Source organism: Paraburkholderia sp. RL17-337-BIB-A (assembly GCF_046025895.1).
GTDB classification, from domain to species: domain Bacteria; phylum Pseudomonadota; class Gammaproteobacteria; order Burkholderiales; family Burkholderiaceae; genus Paraburkholderia; species Paraburkholderia fungorum_C.
Genome location: NZ_JARESY010000003.1, coordinates 345551 through 362236, shown reverse-complemented (window position 1 = coordinate 362236; position 16686 = coordinate 345551). Strand labels below are relative to the sequence as shown.

General features: G+C 61.9%; 13 protein-coding genes and 2 pseudogenes. 7 read left to right on the top strand and 8 right to left on the bottom strand.

Features of this window, described 5'->3' with window-relative positions:
• Nucleotides 1-342 precede the first annotated feature (342 nt).
• Nucleotides 343-870: a hypothetical protein gene (locus tag P0D84_RS39550; RefSeq protein ID WP_408347326.1), complete on the bottom strand. Its 528-nt coding sequence runs from the start codon at nucleotides 868-870 to the stop codon at nucleotides 343-345.
• Between the two features lie 418 nt (nucleotides 871-1288).
• Between P0D84_RS39550 and P0D84_RS39545 the strand changes: the two genes are divergently transcribed.
• Nucleotides 1289-1513, top strand: a complete 225-nt coding sequence (locus P0D84_RS39545; protein ID WP_408347323.1) for an integrase core domain-containing protein — start codon at nucleotides 1289-1291, stop codon at nucleotides 1511-1513.
• A 454-nt stretch (nucleotides 1514-1967) separates the two neighbouring features.
• Here the strand turns inward: P0D84_RS39545 and P0D84_RS39540 are convergent, their stop codons facing one another.
• The 3 genes from P0D84_RS39540 to P0D84_RS39530 form a co-directional block, all read right to left on the bottom strand.
• On the bottom strand, nucleotides 1968-2210 hold the full coding sequence (locus tag P0D84_RS39540; RefSeq protein WP_408347321.1) for a hypothetical protein: 243 nt from the start codon (nucleotides 2208-2210) through the stop codon (nucleotides 1968-1970).
• Nucleotides 2211-2609: 399 nt separating this feature from the next.
• Nucleotides 2610-2828 (bottom strand): DUF2795 domain-containing protein, encoded by a 219-nt coding sequence (locus P0D84_RS39535; RefSeq protein ID WP_408347318.1) that lies wholly within the window; start codon nucleotides 2826-2828, stop codon nucleotides 2610-2612.
• Between the two features lie 112 nt (nucleotides 2829-2940).
• Entirely contained in the window at nucleotides 2941-3483 is a 543-nt protein-coding gene (locus P0D84_RS39530; RefSeq protein WP_408347315.1) for a DUF4142 domain-containing protein, read from the bottom strand.
• 308 nt (nucleotides 3484-3791) lie between these two features.
• Between P0D84_RS39530 and P0D84_RS39525 the strand changes: the two genes are divergently transcribed.
• Nucleotides 3792-4808, top strand: a complete 1017-nt coding sequence (locus tag P0D84_RS39525; RefSeq protein WP_408347312.1) for an IS110 family RNA-guided transposase — start codon at nucleotides 3792-3794, stop codon at nucleotides 4806-4808.
• Between the two features lie 493 nt (nucleotides 4809-5301).
• On the opposite strand, the pseudogene P0D84_RS39520 reads toward P0D84_RS39525, so the two are convergent.
• From P0D84_RS39520 to P0D84_RS39510, 3 genes and pseudogenes are all read right to left on the bottom strand, one after another.
• Nucleotides 5302-6027, bottom strand: a pseudogene (locus tag P0D84_RS39520) (IS6 family transposase).
• A gap of 502 nt (nucleotides 6028-6529) precedes the next feature.
• Nucleotides 6530-6670: a hypothetical protein gene (locus P0D84_RS39515; RefSeq protein WP_408349881.1), complete on the bottom strand. Its 141-nt coding sequence runs from the start codon at nucleotides 6668-6670 to the stop codon at nucleotides 6530-6532.
• Nucleotides 6671-6844: 174 nt separating this feature from the next.
• Nucleotides 6845-7117 (bottom strand): annotated as a pseudogene (locus P0D84_RS39510) (chemotaxis protein CheB); the annotation flags it as partial.
• A gap of 20 nt (nucleotides 7118-7137) precedes the next feature.
• On the opposite strand from P0D84_RS39510, the gene P0D84_RS39505 reads away from it, so the two are divergent.
• Nucleotides 7138-7974 carry a PIG-L deacetylase family protein gene (locus P0D84_RS39505; RefSeq protein ID WP_408347309.1) on the top strand — a complete coding sequence of 279 codons (837 nt, stop codon included), beginning with the start codon at nucleotides 7138-7140 and terminating at the stop codon, nucleotides 7972-7974.
• Between the two features lie 534 nt (nucleotides 7975-8508).
• Here P0D84_RS39505 and P0D84_RS39500 read toward each other — a convergent pair.
• Nucleotides 8509-11184 (bottom strand): ATP-binding cassette domain-containing protein, encoded by a 2676-nt coding sequence (locus P0D84_RS39500; protein ID WP_408347306.1) that lies wholly within the window; start codon nucleotides 11182-11184, stop codon nucleotides 8509-8511.
• Between the two features lie 468 nt (nucleotides 11185-11652).
• Here P0D84_RS39500 and P0D84_RS39495 point away from each other — a divergent pair, with 468 nt between their 5' ends.
• The 4 genes from P0D84_RS39495 (at nucleotide 11653) to P0D84_RS39480 (ending at nucleotide 16668) form a co-directional block, all read left to right on the top strand.
• Entirely contained in the window at nucleotides 11653-12948 is a 1296-nt protein-coding gene (locus P0D84_RS39495; protein WP_408347303.1) for a glycosyltransferase family 4 protein, read from the top strand.
• A 107-nt stretch (nucleotides 12949-13055) separates the two neighbouring features.
• Nucleotides 13056-13661 carry a D-glycero-alpha-D-manno-heptose-1,7-bisphosphate 7-phosphatase gene (locus P0D84_RS39490; protein ID WP_408347300.1) on the top strand — a complete coding sequence of 202 codons (606 nt, stop codon included), beginning with the start codon at nucleotides 13056-13058 and terminating at the stop codon, nucleotides 13659-13661.
• Nucleotides 13658-14899, top strand: a complete 1242-nt coding sequence (gene waaF / locus P0D84_RS39485; protein ID WP_408347297.1) for a lipopolysaccharide heptosyltransferase II — start codon at nucleotides 13658-13660, stop codon at nucleotides 14897-14899. Before P0D84_RS39490 ends, waaF begins: the two co-directional genes overlap by 4 nt.
• A gap of 23 nt (nucleotides 14900-14922) precedes the next feature.
• Nucleotides 14923-16668 (top strand): carbamoyltransferase family protein, encoded by a 1746-nt coding sequence (locus P0D84_RS39480; RefSeq protein WP_408347294.1) that lies wholly within the window; start codon nucleotides 14923-14925, stop codon nucleotides 16666-16668.
• Nucleotides 16669-16686 lie beyond the last annotated feature (18 nt).

The following is a 16686-nucleotide window of genomic DNA, read 5'->3' as shown; positions in this document are numbered from 1 at the left end:
TTTTTCGTGCGGGGGGACTGTTGAAGCTCTTCCGATCAACGTCTCGCAAGCAAGGCACCGTTCCATTTTGCCCTCCCTCTACGACACAACTGACCTGTGCAATAAGCATAGGTCATTCAGATAGGGGCGAAGCAGACCTGATCGAAAAACGTCGGTGGTCGATTAAGCGGAAGCTGCGCACAACGAATTATGTAAACCACGGCAAACGCTGGCGTCGCAGTACCCGTATTGCGTAGTAAAGATAGCCGTTTCCAGATAAACCAAAAATCCTGGCGCGGTCGCCCGCGACCACATTCGGCCGCCCCGGGCTTCGATCACATGAGGCATCGAGCTGGGCGCGCCTCACGCTTCAGGACGCTCTCGGCGCTCTGGAGCGTACGTCGTCTGGCCCTCAGAATAGATCGATGGATTCGCAGTGAGCATGCCGTCGATGAGCGTATGCGCTCGGTCCTCGGCGTACCGGAATGCCTCATTTTCTGTGAGGAATTCCAGCTGCTCTGGAAAACTTGCAAGCGCCTGCGCAGATTGACCAAACGAACTGATGGTCCAAGACACCTCGTATCGGTGCCCTGGTGGGTGGAAACACAGAGACTTGCCTGTCGTGGCCTGAATATCGATGTTGAATTCACGGTAGGGAGCGCAGATTGGTAAGGCATGATCGTTCCCCTGACGAGATGACGCGCGGTGTGCGAGAAGCATCGCGCGACCACCGTGCCGAACCGTGGGGCGCCTAGGGAAATCCCGGTCCGACGCCGCAGAGTCACCTGCCGCGCCTAAGTCGTCCGCTTCGTCAATGGTGTCGGCGAAGTAGGTAAGCACATCACTGAGGAACTCATTGACTATGGTCTCGCGCTCTTGGGAGCCGGGCACGCAGTCTTCGGGATTCTTCTTGCCGCGCGCCTTGCGGATTGCGCGGATCGAATTTTCAATGGCTAACGCGAAGTTTCACATCGGGTCGTCGCGGTGCAGTTTAGGTGGATTGTTGTATTCCATTTGGGCGATACCGTGGAATACGTGCTGACCGACTGACGCAGCGACACGAATGCCGGTCAAGTCTATCGGCGGCATGCCTCCAGTCTGGCGAAACTATCGCCGGCCCAAGCGCTGCGACACGCTGCACGCCAACGCGGCGGCATCACTTTCCATTCTCTCGGCAATGCGGTTCCAGAATGCTTGTTTCGTCTCGAACTGATTGACACCTGGCCTGCCCGGTGAAGACATCGATGCCCGCCCCGTCTGTTGCGCAGCCCAACCTCGTGGTCGTCCCATTTACACCTCCAAACTCTAGATGTTGCAACGACCGATTGAATTCGCCCAGTATGCGGCAAACGAGTACCGCAGCGTCCTCGCCGCACGCGGCATCACCGTCTCGATGAGCCGAAAGGCGAGCTGCTGGAATAACGCACCAATGGAATCGTCCAACCGGACCGTGAAAGTCGGGTGCGTGTATGCAGAGCACTACGCCACGCGCGAACAGGCCCGGTTGTCCATCATGGAGTACCTCGGGTACTAACCGCGCTCTTTGCCCGCGCGTCCTGGCTTCGCGCGCTGGCGAATGGGTGCCCTCCGATAACTGTCTGCATTCCGGCTGCTGAGGAAAACATCATTCCAGCCAGAGAACGGCTGTGTTTCCGTTATTAAACGACTTTTGGGCTCACGCCTCTCCGACCGTGCGACCATCGCACCCGGGAGTTCCGCCCATAACGTCGCGCGGGGGGCTCCGAGGGCTTCTGCGTCACTGAGGTCGGTGTGCATCACAGCGCCAGTGCGCCGCCGTGCAGATCTGCTCGGCCGTTTCTCCGGGGCCGTGGGTCTGATACGATCAACGCGGCGTCAACGTCCTGTCGCGCTGCACCAGCGCGCTCATGTGACCCATGCTGGACAGGCGCCCGCAACGGCGACGGTCTATTCGGGGCATCATGCTCGCCGATTGTCATGGTTCCCGTTTTTTTCTTCGAGGAACCTGGCTACTCGCTTTTGCGCGGCCGACTGTCCGCCGCCGGTTCAAGGTCTGGATCGAGGTGATCATGCTCCGGAACGTAAGGCCTTTCCTCGGGATGATCCTTGCCTTTCGGCACCATGGTTTCGTCCATATTGCCGTGCGCGCGTTGCTCGACCGTGCCGTCGCGTTTGACGTGGACGTCGTTGTCGCGGGTGGATTGTCGCCGCTGATCGGCGCGTTCGACCGGGTCGGAAGGTTCGTGATTCATCTTGCTCTCCTTGTCACGCTGAATGATCGAATGCCTGATGCCACGCAAAGAGGATGCCTGCAGTTCCAATCAATCGGAGCGATAGTGCAGAGGGCGGGTTCCCAGCGCCGGGTGACAATGGAGCGGTGCCCATTCCGTGGACGCCATAAAGTGGCTTTCGAGAGTTATCACGGCCGGTCGGCGGGTCGCCTGTCACGACCACGACGTCGGCCGGCGGCGGGTACTCGACACTCATTATGACTCGGGCTCACGTAGTCCAACGACGAATGCAGGCGTTCAGTGTTGTGCCGATGGTAGCCGTCGCTATCGCGTAATGTCACCTGTTCACGACTGCGCGCCCGGACTGCGTTATTGGTATACGTCTTTCGCATTGCGCCGAACAGCCACCGCCCCTCACCGCTACTGCTCGTTACCGACGCCTTTCGAAACGTCCGCCGGGCTACCGTACTGCTGATCTGGTAGCCCGGCCAGCGCATCCAATACCTCGTCATCCGCACCATTGGATCTGGCCGTCTCGATCAGGCTGTTCTTGTCGGCCGGATACGACATACCTTTCAGCGCTTTCTGAACATCGATGAATTTGCCGATCGGGCCGCCATTCGAGTTTGACGTTGCCATTTGACATCCTCCTTCAGTGACAGTATTGCCGGCCGTCGTACCTCGGCGCGGCGTTGCTGGTCAAAATCACGGATGGCGCCGCTGCAACGCCTGCACATCACATTTGCGTTTGCTATTCGGTCACGCCCTTTTTCGCCGCCAGTTCTTGCGCCCGCTTGTAGTGCTCCTGGATGGTCGGCAAGGCTTTTTGCGCCGCCTTCTTCAGATCAGCGTTCTGTCCGTCGGCGATCTCCTTTTCGAAGGCCGAAATCGTCTTTTTGTGCCCTTCGAGCCCGACCTTCCGTATATACGCCTGATCGAACTCCTTGTTCTTGAGCGGCTTCAGCGCGTCCAGAACGGTGGTGTCCGAGTTGTCTTTCGGCACCTCGACGCCGTGCGGCGCCGCCATCTTCAACTGGGCTGTGAGCTTCGTGTGGTCGAGCATCATGTGGTGTGCGAATGACTTCACATCCTTGTCGCTTGAGTTGCTGGTTGCAAGCTTGGCCGCATCAATCTCTGTCGAGGAAGACATGCTGGCGGCCTCGACAAAGTCCTTATCGACCCGGGGCAGCGGATTGGCAGCCGTCGTGGATGCGGCTTGCGTTCGCGCGACGCCGGCGACCGGAACCAGGCTAAGACATGCGCATGCGAGTGTTATTCCTGTCATCTTTCTCATTTTCTTCTCCTTGCACATTCAAATGGGTTGATCCGTCGATGCAGCGTTGCCATGCGGTGTCTGTCGTGTAGCAACGCGCATGCCGAACCGTTCCTGTGGATGTCTTTGGGACGTTGAAATGACGCTCGTGCTTACAAACAAGCACCGCGCGCCGGAATCGCGAGCGGATCCTTCAGCCGAAGCCAGTTCGCCGCGCTTGACAGGTTTTGCAGGCATTGATAATCATATAGCCGGCCTCGCGCCGTTCCGATAGGACGGCTGGCGTAGAGTCAGGGTTGCGACACCAACGTGACGCACAGGAGGCCGGCATGAAAAAGTTTAGCGGAATCGACCTGCACTCGAACAACAGTGTGGTCGTGGTCAGCGATGAGGTGGACCACATCGTCTATCAGCGGCGGTTGCCAAACGACGCGGTGCAGATCCGCGCCGCACTGGCGCCGCATCGCGAAGAACTGGAAGGCGTGGTCATCGAGGCGACGTACAACTGGTACTGGTTGGTCGATGCACTGCTTGCGGATGGATATCATGTTCATCTCGCCAACCCCGCAGCGATCAGGCAGTACGAGGGGCTGAAATACAGTGGTGATTTCACCGATGCGGCCCATCTCGCACAATTACTGCGTCTGGGGCTGCTCCCCGAAGGCTACATCTACCCCGCGGACGGACGGCAGGTACGCGACCTTGCACGCAAACGGATGCAGCTCGTGCAGTGCCGCACCGCCCAGATTCTCGCGATCGGCAACCTGTTCGCGCGGCATACTGGTTCTCAGATGCACGGGCCGCAGGTCAAGCGCCTCGATGGCGCGCAGGTGAGCCGATTCGGTTTTGCGCCCGACGTAACGCTCGCGATCCGGGCCAACCTAGCGGTCCTGCAAACGCTTCAGCAGCAAATCGAGATCGTCGAAAAGCGACTCACGCAGCAGGTGAAACTGAATCCGGATTACGCGCTGCTGAACACGGTGCCCGGCATTGGTCCAGTGCTGGCGACCACCATCATGCTGGAAACCGGCACCATCTCGCGCTTTGCCACCGTTGGCCACTTCAGTTCCTACTGTCGCTGCGTGGACAGCAGGCGCGAAAGCAACCGCAGGAAGAAAGGCGAAGGCAACACGAAGAACGGGAACCGCTACCTGGCATGGGCGTTTGTCGAAGCGGCCAACTTCGCGATCCGTACGTGTCCGCAAGCCAGGCGCTTTTACGAACGCAAGAAGCGAATGCGTAACGGCATCGTTGCGATCAAGGCACTGGCGCACAAGCTGGCCCGCGCCTGCTATCACATGCTTCGGGAGCACAAACCATTTGAGACAGTTCGCTGTTTTGGCTAGCAGGTGATGCAAGGGGAACGAACCCGGTAACTTGACTGGTGCACAGCCATGGCTTTGATTGGGTCTTCCCTTTGCTTCACCTCACCGACTGTCTGCAAGCAATCGGGTCGCCCGGGCGGGGAGCCACGTTTGACTGGCGCTGCAAACGCAACAGCCACGGCTTTGACCAACCCCTTGGACCTCGTCCGGCACCAACGTTTCTCCGGGGCGGCCATGGCCGCCAGGGCACACGTGACTTACCTCACGGCATGCTTGATCCAGATGGGTGTCTGGTGCGATCCGTTTCGCAACCAGCTTTGAGAAACCGGATGCGATACTGATCATGCAGACAGGAGACGCACCACAAGCGTCCTTGCGATTGCCATGTCGATGAAAAACATATCGACATGGCAATCGCAAGGGGGAAGAGATTTGTACCTTGACTCCGGCCGACTAATGGGTGTCAAGTTGACGGCTTTAGACTACCTGTTTGGCTGAAGTGTAGTTGTCTTTATTAAATAGCTTTCTGAGATGCGGAAGTGACAGTCCAACCATGCCATGTGGCGAGGCGTTCCTGGAGTACGGCGCGATGACATGCTGCCTTCATCTGATGTCTTGGCAGTGCGAAGTGCTGCCGGATCGGGCCAAAACATGAAAGAAACGCTTGCGTGCGACGCGCATCGCGAAAGCCGCACATCTGGCGTTCGCGCCTGCGGGTCGGCTGGTGGCTGTTCTCGGCACGGTTGTTCACACGTGCAGCCGCCTTGACGAAAACGTGCTTCACATGAGCGAGCTCAGGAATGTCAGCCTTCGCCGCCGGATAGCTGCGCAACTGGTCCGTCACGATCTTGCGCGGCACCGGGTTTGAACGCAGCACCTTCCGGAAGAAGCGCTTTGCCGCAGCCTTCGCTCCGTTTTTGCACCAGCACATCGAGCTCAGCGCCGTGCCCGTCGACCGCTCGCCACAACAGATACGGCTCGCCGCGCAGCGTCACGAACATCTCGTCCAGATGCCATATGCTGCCCGGCCTGGGTCTCACCGCTTTGGCGCACCGGGCGAATTCAGCGCCGAATTTGTCGCACCAGCAACGGATCGTTTCGTAAGTGACCACGACACCACGCTCGAGCAACAACTCCTCGACGTCGCGCAGGCTAAGGCTGAACCGGAAATACCACCGAACCGCGCAGCTGATGACAACGGGAAGCGGTGACCGTGATAAAGCGATTTCGTTTTCTTCATCACTTCATTCTACCGCCGCCTCCCCATCAACCTGACAGTGCCCTCCAGATGCAGCAGCCCGACGCAATACCGGATCGCATAGGTCTTGCCTCAGCGAGCGCATCCATAATCGCGGCGACGCCACGCCGGATAGCTGGCGCACATACGCACACATGGCCGCGATCGCCGCGGTCGACTCCATGTACGTCTGGTTCTCGAGCGGGTGCGCCGATGGATCAACAGGACGTCTCCGCAAATCAGGCACCGTTCACCCGAACGGACTTCGGGTCCAGCGCGGAGTGTCCGCCAAGTTTTACACGGCCGTGCTCGCAGTTTTGATAACGGCACATGCGGCACATGCGTTGCTGCATCGTCGGAGACATCACATTCGCGGCCCCTGCCGCCCCCTTCCAGGTGAGTTTACCATGACCACGCACCGTAGCTTCACATGGCTCAGCACAGCCGCATTGACATTGATGATCGCCCTGCCGGGCTGCGATCGCTCAGGATCGGCAGGTGGCGGTCAAGCGGGCGGTGCCGCCGCAGCAAGCGCCGCCGCGCAAAGTGGCCCGGCAGTGGCAGCGCCCACCACGGCCGCCAGCGACAGATCCGCCGGAGCGAGCCAATAGCGGCCATCGAGCGGAGGTTCGTACGCTTGCGGCAAGCCGCAGCCACCCGTCCCCCGCGGGCCCGCGATCAGAACTTGCCGCCTTTGACGGTTCAACGCGTGAGCCGAACAAACGCGGCACGCTCTTATCCACATCGACGATGTAGTTCGGATGATCAGTCCGCACGGCGCTAAAAGGCATTTGGGGATCGCGCCTCCTCTCGGGATCTGGACGATAGGTATGCCCCGGGCGTCGCCTATTGCGATTAGCCCATTTGTTCGATCATTATCGCCGCCCGACAACACGACTCCGAGATCGCGCGCGCCGAAGATACGAGCCGCCATCGCAAGCCGGCGGTCCAAGGCGGGTAGTGGGTGGCGGACCTTGGGCCCCTGCTCCAGCTCGAGGTTCCTCAGTGGCATGAGGGAAAGACTGCCACCGTAGCACGCGGGAGCCACTATGGGAATGCTGTTCGCTCGCGGCGAAGACCCACGCGCTGCCACGCGCACGTCAGGATAAGCTCATGAATTCTTCCGTCCGACTGCTCGTCGTCTCTCCACATCTCGACGACGCAGTGCTCAGTTGCGGCCTATTCCTGGCCGGGCATTCGAATGCGGTCGTATGTACGATCTTCACGGCGCCACCCGAAGCGAACATGACGACCGACTGGGATCGCGATTCAGGATTTACGGACGCATTTGAAGCGATGCGCGCACGCAAGTCGGAGGACGCACGCGCTCTGAGTACGCTAGGTGCTTCGCCCATTCATTTGCCATTCTGTGACGCGCAATACCTGTCATCGCCCTCGCACGCAGCGCTGGTCGCAGCGTTAAAAAAGACGTTCGTCGAACTGGAGCCCGCGACCTTGCTGATGCCCTTGGGACTCTTCCATTCGGATCACGTCATGGTGGCGGACGCCTGCCTCGCATCGATGCGATCGTTCGAGAACATGTCGGTCCTCGCTTACGAAGACGTGCCCTACCGAAAAATCCCCGGCATTCTCCAAGACCGTTTGAGCGTGCTACTAGAACGCGGGTTCATAGCAGATCCCGCGGACATCACCAGCGTGAAGACGGACGCGCGGCATCATCAGTTGAAGCAGACCGCAATCAACTCCTATCAGAGCCAGTTACGCGCATTTGGTCCTGACGCGCAAGCCAGCCTCGATTCACCTGAGCGTTACTGGCGACTTCTCGACATCGCCGGCCACGATACTGCTCGCGCGCAGGACGATGGGCACAACGCTTGCTCGATGCCGTTACCGCCTCTAAGAAGAATCTCAACAGGTTGCCGGGCCCCGCGCTGGTCTGCTATAGGGCCGGGCGCGTGCGTGCGTGTTTCGCGCGTCGGTGTTCCGTGAGGTGGGTGGCTACGAACCACGGCTCTCCATTGGCGGCGGAGAAGAACTGGTGGCGCTCGACCCGCTCGCCGCCTACCAGGCGATCCCACCAGTTAGCGGTGCACTATCACGCACCGTTCTCACGCGATCGCGGCTTGCGACGCCGCACGCTGGGCCGTACCGCCGCCAGGATCGCGTGGCTGCGTCTGCCGTGGCAGGAGGCCTGCCGCACGACCTTGCGCGCGGTGGACCTGCTCGCGCGCGAGGGCAACTTCGCGCGCGACAGTGCGGAGTTACTGCGCGGCTCGCGTGGACGTTGCCGCGGCGGCGGGTCGTTCCGGCGCAAGTATCCAACCTGCGCACGCGTGTGCACGCCGTTGAACGGCATATCCCCGCGACAGCGGCGAAACACCGACGCAAAACCCCGGTCGGCAAGCTCGACGCGCGCATCTGACCCGCCAGGCTCGAACGCGGGTAACGCGCAATCTCTTTACAAGCCGACGGGCAAACGGACACTACCCCCGAGCTTACTTTTTGCTCATCATGGCACGTGCGTCATTGACCTGCGTTTGCACGCGCATCCGCACTTGTCAGCTTTCTGATTTCGCTGATTAACCTATCAGGCGAGACCGGTTTGCTCAAATGCGCCTCAAAGCCGGCTTGCTGCGCGCGCAGGCGGTCCTCCACTTCGGCGTAGCCGGTCAAAGCGATCGCCGGCAGATGCGACGCCGGCGGCAAGTTCCGTTCGCCTTCCAGCGCCCGCAGTCGCCGCAGCACTTCGTAGCCGTCTTCGTCCGCGAGCACGATGTCGCATAGCAGGACTTGCGGCCACTTGTTTGCGTCGGCGTGGGTAAGCCACTCCAGCGCCTCGTCGCCAGATGACGCGAGCTGCACGCGCGCACCGCTCGCGCTCAACACCGCTTCGAGCGCATCGCGCGCTTCTTCCTGATCGTCGATCGCCATGACGAACAGATTGTCCAGCGGCCGCGTGCCGTCCGGCTGCTCTGTCGGCGCTGCGCGCGACTCCGCACCCGCCACCGGATGCAGCGGCAGCATCGCGATATACGCGAGCCGCCCATGCAACGGCATCAGCGAAAAACTGCCACCTGCGGCGGCCAGCGACGCCTCGATATGCTGCGCGGCCGCCTGCGAAAGCTCCGCCGGCTCGCCGCCCATGCCGAGCATGCTGACCCATGCATGGTTGTTATGACGCTCCCCGCGCAGCGCGATTCGATGGCCCGGCTTCGCCTGCGCGATCTCATTGCGGCACAACTCCACGATCAGCGGCTGCAACACGCTCGGATCACCCGTCACACGCAGATCGTTGTCACTGAGTTCAGTGTGGATGGTCACACGCTGCGCGGCGATCTCATCACGCAATGCGCTGATCACGGCCGTCATCAGCGCGGCCACGCTGACCGACTGCGCGGTCAGCTTGCGCTGCGCATGTTCCAGTTCGCCCTGCTGCCATTGCAGTGACCACATCTTCGCGTAGACGCCCTCGCGCGAGAGCAGTTCGCGGTGCGTACCCTGTTCCACCACTCTGCCGTGCTCCATCGCCAGAATCCAGTCGGCGTCCACCACGGTCGAAAGACGATGCGCAATGACGATCGAAGTGCGGCCTCGCGCCAGACGCGTCAGCTCAGCCTGGATCGCGCGTTCTGAGCGCGTATCCAGCGCGGAGGTCGCTTCATCGAACACGATGATGCGAGGATCTTTCAGAATCGCCCTGGCAATGGCGATGCGCTGCCGCTCGCCGCCCGAGAGCCGCACGCCGCGTTCGCCCACGCGGGTATCGTAATGGTCCGGGAGTCGCTCGATAAACTGGTCCAGTTGTGCGGCGCGCGCTGCGCGCACGACCTCCGCGCGCGTTGCGGAGGGCCGCCCATAGGCAATGTTGTAGGCGATCGTCTCGTTAAATAACACGGTGTCTTGCGGCACAATGCCAATCGCCTCGCGCAAACTTTTTTGCGTCACCAGGCCGATCCCCTGGCCGTCGATCCGGATCGTGCCGCTTCCTGGCTGATAGAGCCGGAAAAGCAGCTTCACGATCGTCGATTTTCCCGATCCGCTGCCGCCGACCACAGCCAGCGTCTTGCCGGCATAAGCGTGAAAGTCGACATCGCGCAATATCTGGCGCGCCGGGTCGTAACCGAAATTCACATTCTCGAAGTCGATTTTCCCCGCACTCACTATCAACGGCTTCGCCGCTGGGTCGTCAATATCTTCACCCACTCGCCCTTGTGTGCCGAGAATGGTGAACATACGCTCCACGTTGACCAGCGCGTCGTTCGTCTCGCGGAACACAAATCCGAGCGTGTTCAGCGGCATGCAGATCTGGACGATATAGGCATTCACCAGAATCAGATCGCCCACGCTCATGCTGCCGCCCACCACGTGCTGCGCGGCGAGCAGCATGACCGCCGCGATGCCGAGCGCGATCGCCGCGCTCTGCCCGACGTGCAAGGCGGTCAGCGCGCGTTGATTCACCGTTCTCGCGTGAACCCACTTTTCCAGCACTTCGCTCAGCCGGCGCGTTTCGGTTTCTTCCGTCGCAAAATACTTGACGGTGTCGTAGTTCAGCAGACTGTCGACGAGCCGGCCATCCGATTGCGCTTCCAGGTCGTTGACAGCGCGCTGGAAGGCGACCCGCCGGCGCGTGAAAATGAACGTGTACACCGCGTAGCAAACGAAGGTGACGGCGATTGCCAGCGTGAATTCGCGCGCATAGTTGTGGACCATGATTGCAACGATCGTCGCAATCTCGAAAGCGGTCGGAACGATGGTGAACAGCGCAACGCCTAGCAGAAACCCGATTCCGTCGGCCCCTTTCTGGACGTCGCGGACAATCGCGCCGGTCTCGCGCCGCGTATGAAAGCGCGCGCTCATCCGATGCAGATGCGCAAAGGTCCGCTCAGTGAATGCAGCCACCGTACGCTGCGTGACGATACTGAAGACCACGTCGCGCGCTTCGTTCAGCGCATCGCCGAGAAAGCGCAGCAACGCATAGGCCAGCACAAGAAAGACCGGAAACAGCGCCTGCGCCACCGGCCGCCCGAGTTCGTCGACGATGTGCTTGAGCGCGAGCGGGATCAGCACAAGGGACAGCTTTGCGGCCATCATGAGGACAACGGACACCACGGTTTGCTTGCGATAGCGCCATACGGCACGCGCGAGGTCGCCGGCCATGCGGGCTGTCAGTCGTGAACGGGGCAGCTTCGCGGAGGGCATGGTGCTCCTGTAATTGCACGCGCGATAGTGGTTGACTCGTGGTTGTCCGGCAATTCCGATGCCGCGCCGCGGCATTGCCAACATTAAGCGAAAAGAAATGCGCAGCGAGCGACCTTTGAGCAAGCAACGCGCCTGCAAATTGGTCAAAAGTGACACCTGTGTAGCGTCGCGGCTCGATCCGTTTTTCACATTGAAATCATCGTAGTACCAACAAATGTTTCGGCCACGTGAATTTACATCCGCGTTGTAAAAACAGGGAACGCCACAGCGTTTCTCATGTGAAAAACGGGGCGCGCACAGCGAGAAGTCCGCCTGCAAAAGCGCTGCATCTTTCTAAGGCCTCTGTTCACGCGAGTGGCACACCGCATGCTGCGGTCGAGTGTCGGCTTCGTCGCGTGGGGTTTCCAAGCCGCATTAGACAAAGCAGCCGTATCGACTTCCGATACTGTCCGCTAGCGAAGGAACGTCATGAAGATCGCTCTCATCAGTGAACACGCCTCGCCACTTGCGGTTGCCGGCGGCGTCGACAGCGGAGGACAAAACATCTACGTTGCCAACGTTGCGCGCCAACTCGTGGAGATGGGCCATGAGGTCGATGTCTTCACGCGCTGCGACCGGGCGCTGCTCCCGCTCATCTCGGACATGAACGGCGTACGGGTGATTCATGTGCCAGCCGGGCCGCCGAAGCAACTGCCGAAGGAACAGCTACTGCCGTTCATGGATGAGTTCGCAGCGTTTCTCATCGAATTCTTTCAGCGGGAAAGAGACCCGTACCAGGTTATGCACGCGAACTTCTTCATGTCCGGCCTCGCCGCGTTGAAGGTCAAGCCGGCCCTCGGCGTTCCGCTCGTCACCACCTTCCATGCGCTGGGACGCGTACGCCGGATTCACCAAGGCGCGGACGATGGCTTTCCGGACGAGCGTTTGACGATCGAAGACGAACTGGTCGCCCAATCCGACATTGTCGTCGCCGAGTGCCCGCAGGACGAGGCCGATCTGATCGAGCACTACCGGGCCGATCCGTCCCGCATCCAAATCGTGCCCTGCGGTTTCGACGCCGACGAATTCCGGCCCATCGAGCGCGCCACTGCGCGCGAGGCGCTTGGCTGGCACAAGGACGAATTTACCGTGCTGCAACTCGGCCGGCTGGTGCAACGTAAAGGCATCGACAACGTGGTGCGCGGCGTGGGCGTTCTGAAGCAGGTTTTCCGAGCCTCCGCGCGACTGTATGTGGTGGGCGGCAATTCTGACGCGCCGAATGAACTGGCCACGCCGGAGATCGCGCGTTTGCGCGGCATTTCCCGGGAATGCGGCGTGGCCCGGCAGACTACCTTCGTCGGACGGCGCGGACGGGCGCAACTGCGCTATTTCTACAGCGCCGCCGATGTCTTCGTAACCACGCCGTGGTACGAGCCCTTCGGCATCACACCGGTCGAGGCAATGGCTTGCGGCACGCCCGTGATCGGCGCCGACGTCGGCGGAATCCGCTATTCGGTGGCCGACGGCGTGACCGGATTTCTGGTGCCGCCGCGCGATCCAGTCGCACTTGCCGCGCGCCTCGACCAGTTGCGGCGCGACCCGGCGCTCGCGCGCCGCATGGGCGAAGCGGGCCTCGCGCGCGCACAGGCGGAATTCACCTGGCAGGGCGTCGGCGAAGCACTAGCGCAGATCTATGCGCGCGCGGCGGGATTCGTGCCGGAAAGAACCGGAGTGGAACAGGTCGAGATACCGAAGCGCGCCATGGCTGGCGCGTCTTTCGGCTGAGATAGCGAGCGCGCCGCGCCTCTTATTGTTCTGTTCGCCCGACCTGCAGGCGCCGACCCGCGGCGCCGCTGTCGATATCGCCCCTCACGCTTCTTGTCTGGACGATCATGATGCAACCCGCTGTGTTCCTCGACAAGGATGGCACGCTGCTCGACGACGTGCCGTACAACGTCGATCCCTCGCTGATGCGTTTCGGGCCGGGCGCGCACGAGGCACTGACGTTGCTCGCAGCGCATCCGTTCGCACTGTTCGTAATCAGCAATCAGTCGGGCGTGGCGCTGGGCAAGTTCGAGCATGCGGCATTGAACGAGGTTGAAGCCCAATTGCATCGCATGTTCGCCGGGTGCGGCGCGAGCTTGAGCGGCGTGTACTGGTGTCCGCATCATCCTCACGGCAGCGTCGCGCGCTATGCGGCCGTGTGCAGCTGTCGCAAGCCTGCCCCTGGCCTCCTGCTGCGCGCGGCGCACGAACACCGGCTCAATCTCGCCCAATGCTGGTTTATCGGCGACATTCTCGACGACGTCGAAGCGGGCAACCGTGCAGGCTGTCGCACCGTGCTGCTTGACAACGGCCACGAAACCGAATGGCTGGACAGAGCGCAGCGTGCGCCGAGCGCGCGCGCCGCCGATCTGCACGAGGCCGCGCGGATTGTCGTGCGCAGCGGCCGTGACGGAACGCAGCGAGCCCCGAGCCGCCAGGAAGCTGCCCGATGAACGCCCCGCTGCTGCTCGCCCAGCCGACCCAGGCGCACGCACGCGTGCCCGATACGTCGCAGCCGTCATGGTGGGGCGAAGATGTCAAACGGATCCTCTGCGTGCGTCTGGACAATCTGGGCGACGTGCTGATGACCACCCCCGCAGTGCACGCGCTGCGTCGATCCGCCGCGAATCGTCATATCACACTGCTCGCCTCGCGCAGCGGGGTCGCTCTCGCCCCCTTTCTCGATGACGTCGACGAAGTGATCGAGTATGACGCGCCGTGGGTCGCCCAACCGCTGAGCGACACGCGCACGCTGGTCGACGATCAGCGGATGCAGGATCGTTTGCGCCGCGGCAGTTTCGACGCTGCTGTGATTTTCACCGTCTACAGTCAAAGCCCGTTACCTGCGGCGATGCTCTGCTATCTGGCTGGCATTCCACGGCGCCTCGCTCATTGCCGCGAGAACCCCTATGCGTTGCTGACCGACTGGCTGCGCGAACCGGAACCGCAGCAGCGCACGCGCCATGAAGTACAACGTCAGCTCGATCTCGCGCGCCACGTCGGCGCACACACGCCGGATACGCGCATGCGCTTCAGCGTGGACGAAGCCGACCGGCGAACACTCGACGCGCAACTGTCGGCGCGCGGCGTCGATCGCGAAGTCGGTTGGTTCGTGTTGCACCCCGGCGCCACCGCCGCGTCGCGCCGCTATCCGCCGGAGCGGTTCGGCGAAGTGGCCACGCGGCTGGTGCGCGAAACCGGCGCCCCGGTGCTGATCACCGGCAGTTCGAGCGAACGTTCGCTAGTGGAAGCGGTAATCCGATCGGCCGCGCCCGGCGTGCGGACGCAACTGCACGATCTGAGCGGCGCACTCACGCTCGGTGAACTGGCCGCGCTGATCGAGCGTGCAGGCGTGCTCGTCTCCAACAACAGCGGTCCCGTACATCTGGCGTCCGCGCTGGGCACGCCGGTCGTCGATCTGTACGCACTGACCAATCCGCAACATACGCCGTGGCAGACACCGCAGCGCGTGCTGTTTCGCGACGTCGAATGCCGCTGGTGCTATCGCAGTGTGTGTCCGCGACAGCATCACGCCTGTCTGCTCGGCGTCGCGCCGGGCGAAGTCGTGCAGGCGGCGCTCGAACTGCATGCCCAGGCGCCGTCGCGCGTTGCCGCCCCCGCTGCCGAGACGCGCGACAGTGCCCGTAGCACCGACACCCCGCCGCTTGCCGATGTGCCCGTAGCCCCCTGAACCCTCTTCCATCGCGAACGCCCATGTACACACTCGGAATCAATGCCGTCTATCACGACAGCGCCGCAGCCCTGCTGCGCGACGGGGTGGTGCTCGCCGCCGCCGAGGACGAACGCTTCACCCACGTCAAACATGCGAAACGTCCTGTGCCGTTCTCGACCTGGCAACTGCCTTTCGATGCGATCGACTATTGCCTGAAGGCCGCCGGCATCACCCTCGCCGACGTCGACCACGTGGCTTATTCGTACGATCCCACCCTGTTCGGCGGCAGGCACAGACGGCCGGGCGCCACCATCGAACTGCCGTTCGATCCCGCCAGCACACGGCTGACGGACGCGTCCGCGTCGCCCTGGGATCCCCTCTTCCTCAGCTACATCGCGACTGCCAAAGGGCAATTGCTCGACGGCGCACCGCATCATCTGCGCAAGCGCTTCCAGGGTGTGGGCCGGGACACCGGCTTCAAATGGCACTTTGTCGAGCATCACCTCGCGCACGAAGCAAGCGCCTTCCTCGCCGCGCCCTTCGGCGACACCGCGGTCCTGACCATCGATGGCCGCGGCGAAGGCGTGACTACGAGCATGGGGCAATTCGTCGGTGGTGAATATACGCGGCTTAAACAGGTCGAGTTACCGCATTCGCTTGGCTTGCTTTACGAAGCCGTCACCGACTGGCTCGGATTTCTGCACTCATCGGACGAATACAAAGTCATGGCGCTCGCCTCATACGGCCAGCCGCAATACGTCGATGTATTCCGCGACATCGTTCGCTATCGCAACGATGGGAGCTATACCGTGGAAGCGACGCGTCTTGCCGAGCGCTTCGGACCAGCGCGCGAACGCGGCGCTCCGCTTGAACAGCGTCACTTCGATATCGCGCACTCCTTGCAACGTGTGCTCGAAGAGACCGTGCTGCAACTGGCGGGCTGGCTGCATCAGCGCACCGGCTTGAGCAAGCTGGGCATGGCCGGCGGCGTTGCGTTGAACTGCGTGATGAATTCGAAACTGCGCGACGCGGGTCCGTTTTCCGACGTCTGGGTTCAGCCCGCTGCGGGCGATGCCGGCACGGCGCTGGGTGCCGCGCTGTGGATCGACTACCGGGAGCGCAGCGCGCACGGCGACCGCCAGCGTCACTGGGTGATGGATCACGCGTATCTCGGACCGGAATACGGCGAAGCGGAAATCGAGCAATTCCTGAGTTGGTCGAAAGTGCCCTACCGGCGCCTGTCCGACATTGCCGGCGAGACCGCCGATCTGCTCGCCGACGGCAAGGTCATCGGCTGGTATCAGGGCCGCACGGAATTCGGACCGCGCGCACTCGGCGCGCGTTCGATCCTCGCCTCGCCAGTGGACCCGCACATGCAGGCGAAGCTCAACGAGATCAAGGACCGCGAAGACTTTCGCCCCGTGGCGCCGGTGGTGATGGAAGAACACGCCAACGAATGGTTCGTCGACGCCAAGGTCGCGCCTTTCATGCTGTTCGTCTTCGACGTGCGCGCCGACAAGGCCGCCCGCATTCCGGCTGTGCGGCACGTCGACGGCACGGCGCGGGTGCAAACTGTCAACCGCTCGCAGCATCCGCTGTATTACGACCTGCTGGACGCGTTCAGGCAGCGCACGGGGGTGCCGATTCTCGTCAACACGTCGTTCAATACGCGTGGCGAACCGATGGTGAATTCGCCGCGCGACGCCGTCGAATCGTTCTGGACGTCGCCTCTCGACGCGCTTGTGATCGGCCCGTTCCTCGTCAAAAAATCTGGAGCCGGCGCATGAGTTCAGTGACCGGTCCGA

Bases quoted from the DNA above. Each gene is read 5' to 3' on its own strand.
- P0D84_RS39530 (WP_408347315.1), bottom strand. From the start codon at position 3,483: ATGAGAAAGATGACAGGAATAACACTCGCATGCGCATGTCTTAGCCTG.
- P0D84_RS39490 (WP_408347300.1), top strand. From the start codon at position 13,056: ATGATGCAACCCGCTGTGTTCCTCGACAAGGATGGCACGCTGCTCGAC.
- waaF (WP_408347297.1), top strand. From the start codon at position 13,658: ATGAACGCCCCGCTGCTGCTCGCCCAGCCGACCCAGGCGCACGCACGC.
- P0D84_RS39480 (WP_408347294.1), top strand. From the start codon at position 14,923: ATGTACACACTCGGAATCAATGCCGTCTATCACGACAGCGCCGCAGCC.
- P0D84_RS39545 (WP_408347323.1), top strand. From the start codon at position 1,289: ATGTTGCAACGACCGATTGAATTCGCCCAGTATGCGGCAAACGAGTAC.
- P0D84_RS39495 (WP_408347303.1), top strand. From the start codon at position 11,653: ATGAAGATCGCTCTCATCAGTGAACACGCCTCGCCACTTGCGGTTGCC.
- P0D84_RS39500 (WP_408347306.1), bottom strand. From the start codon at position 11,184: ATGCCCTCCGCGAAGCTGCCCCGTTCACGACTGACAGCCCGCATGGCC.
- P0D84_RS39505 (WP_408347309.1), top strand. From the start codon at position 7,138: ATGAATTCTTCCGTCCGACTGCTCGTCGTCTCTCCACATCTCGACGAC.
- P0D84_RS39535 (WP_408347318.1), bottom strand. From the start codon at position 2,828: ATGGCAACGTCAAACTCGAATGGCGGCCCGATCGGCAAATTCATCGAT.
- P0D84_RS39525 (WP_408347312.1), top strand. From the start codon at position 3,792: ATGAAAAAGTTTAGCGGAATCGACCTGCACTCGAACAACAGTGTGGTC.
- P0D84_RS39540 (WP_408347321.1), bottom strand. From the start codon at position 2,210: ATGAATCACGAACCTTCCGACCCGGTCGAACGCGCCGATCAGCGGCGA.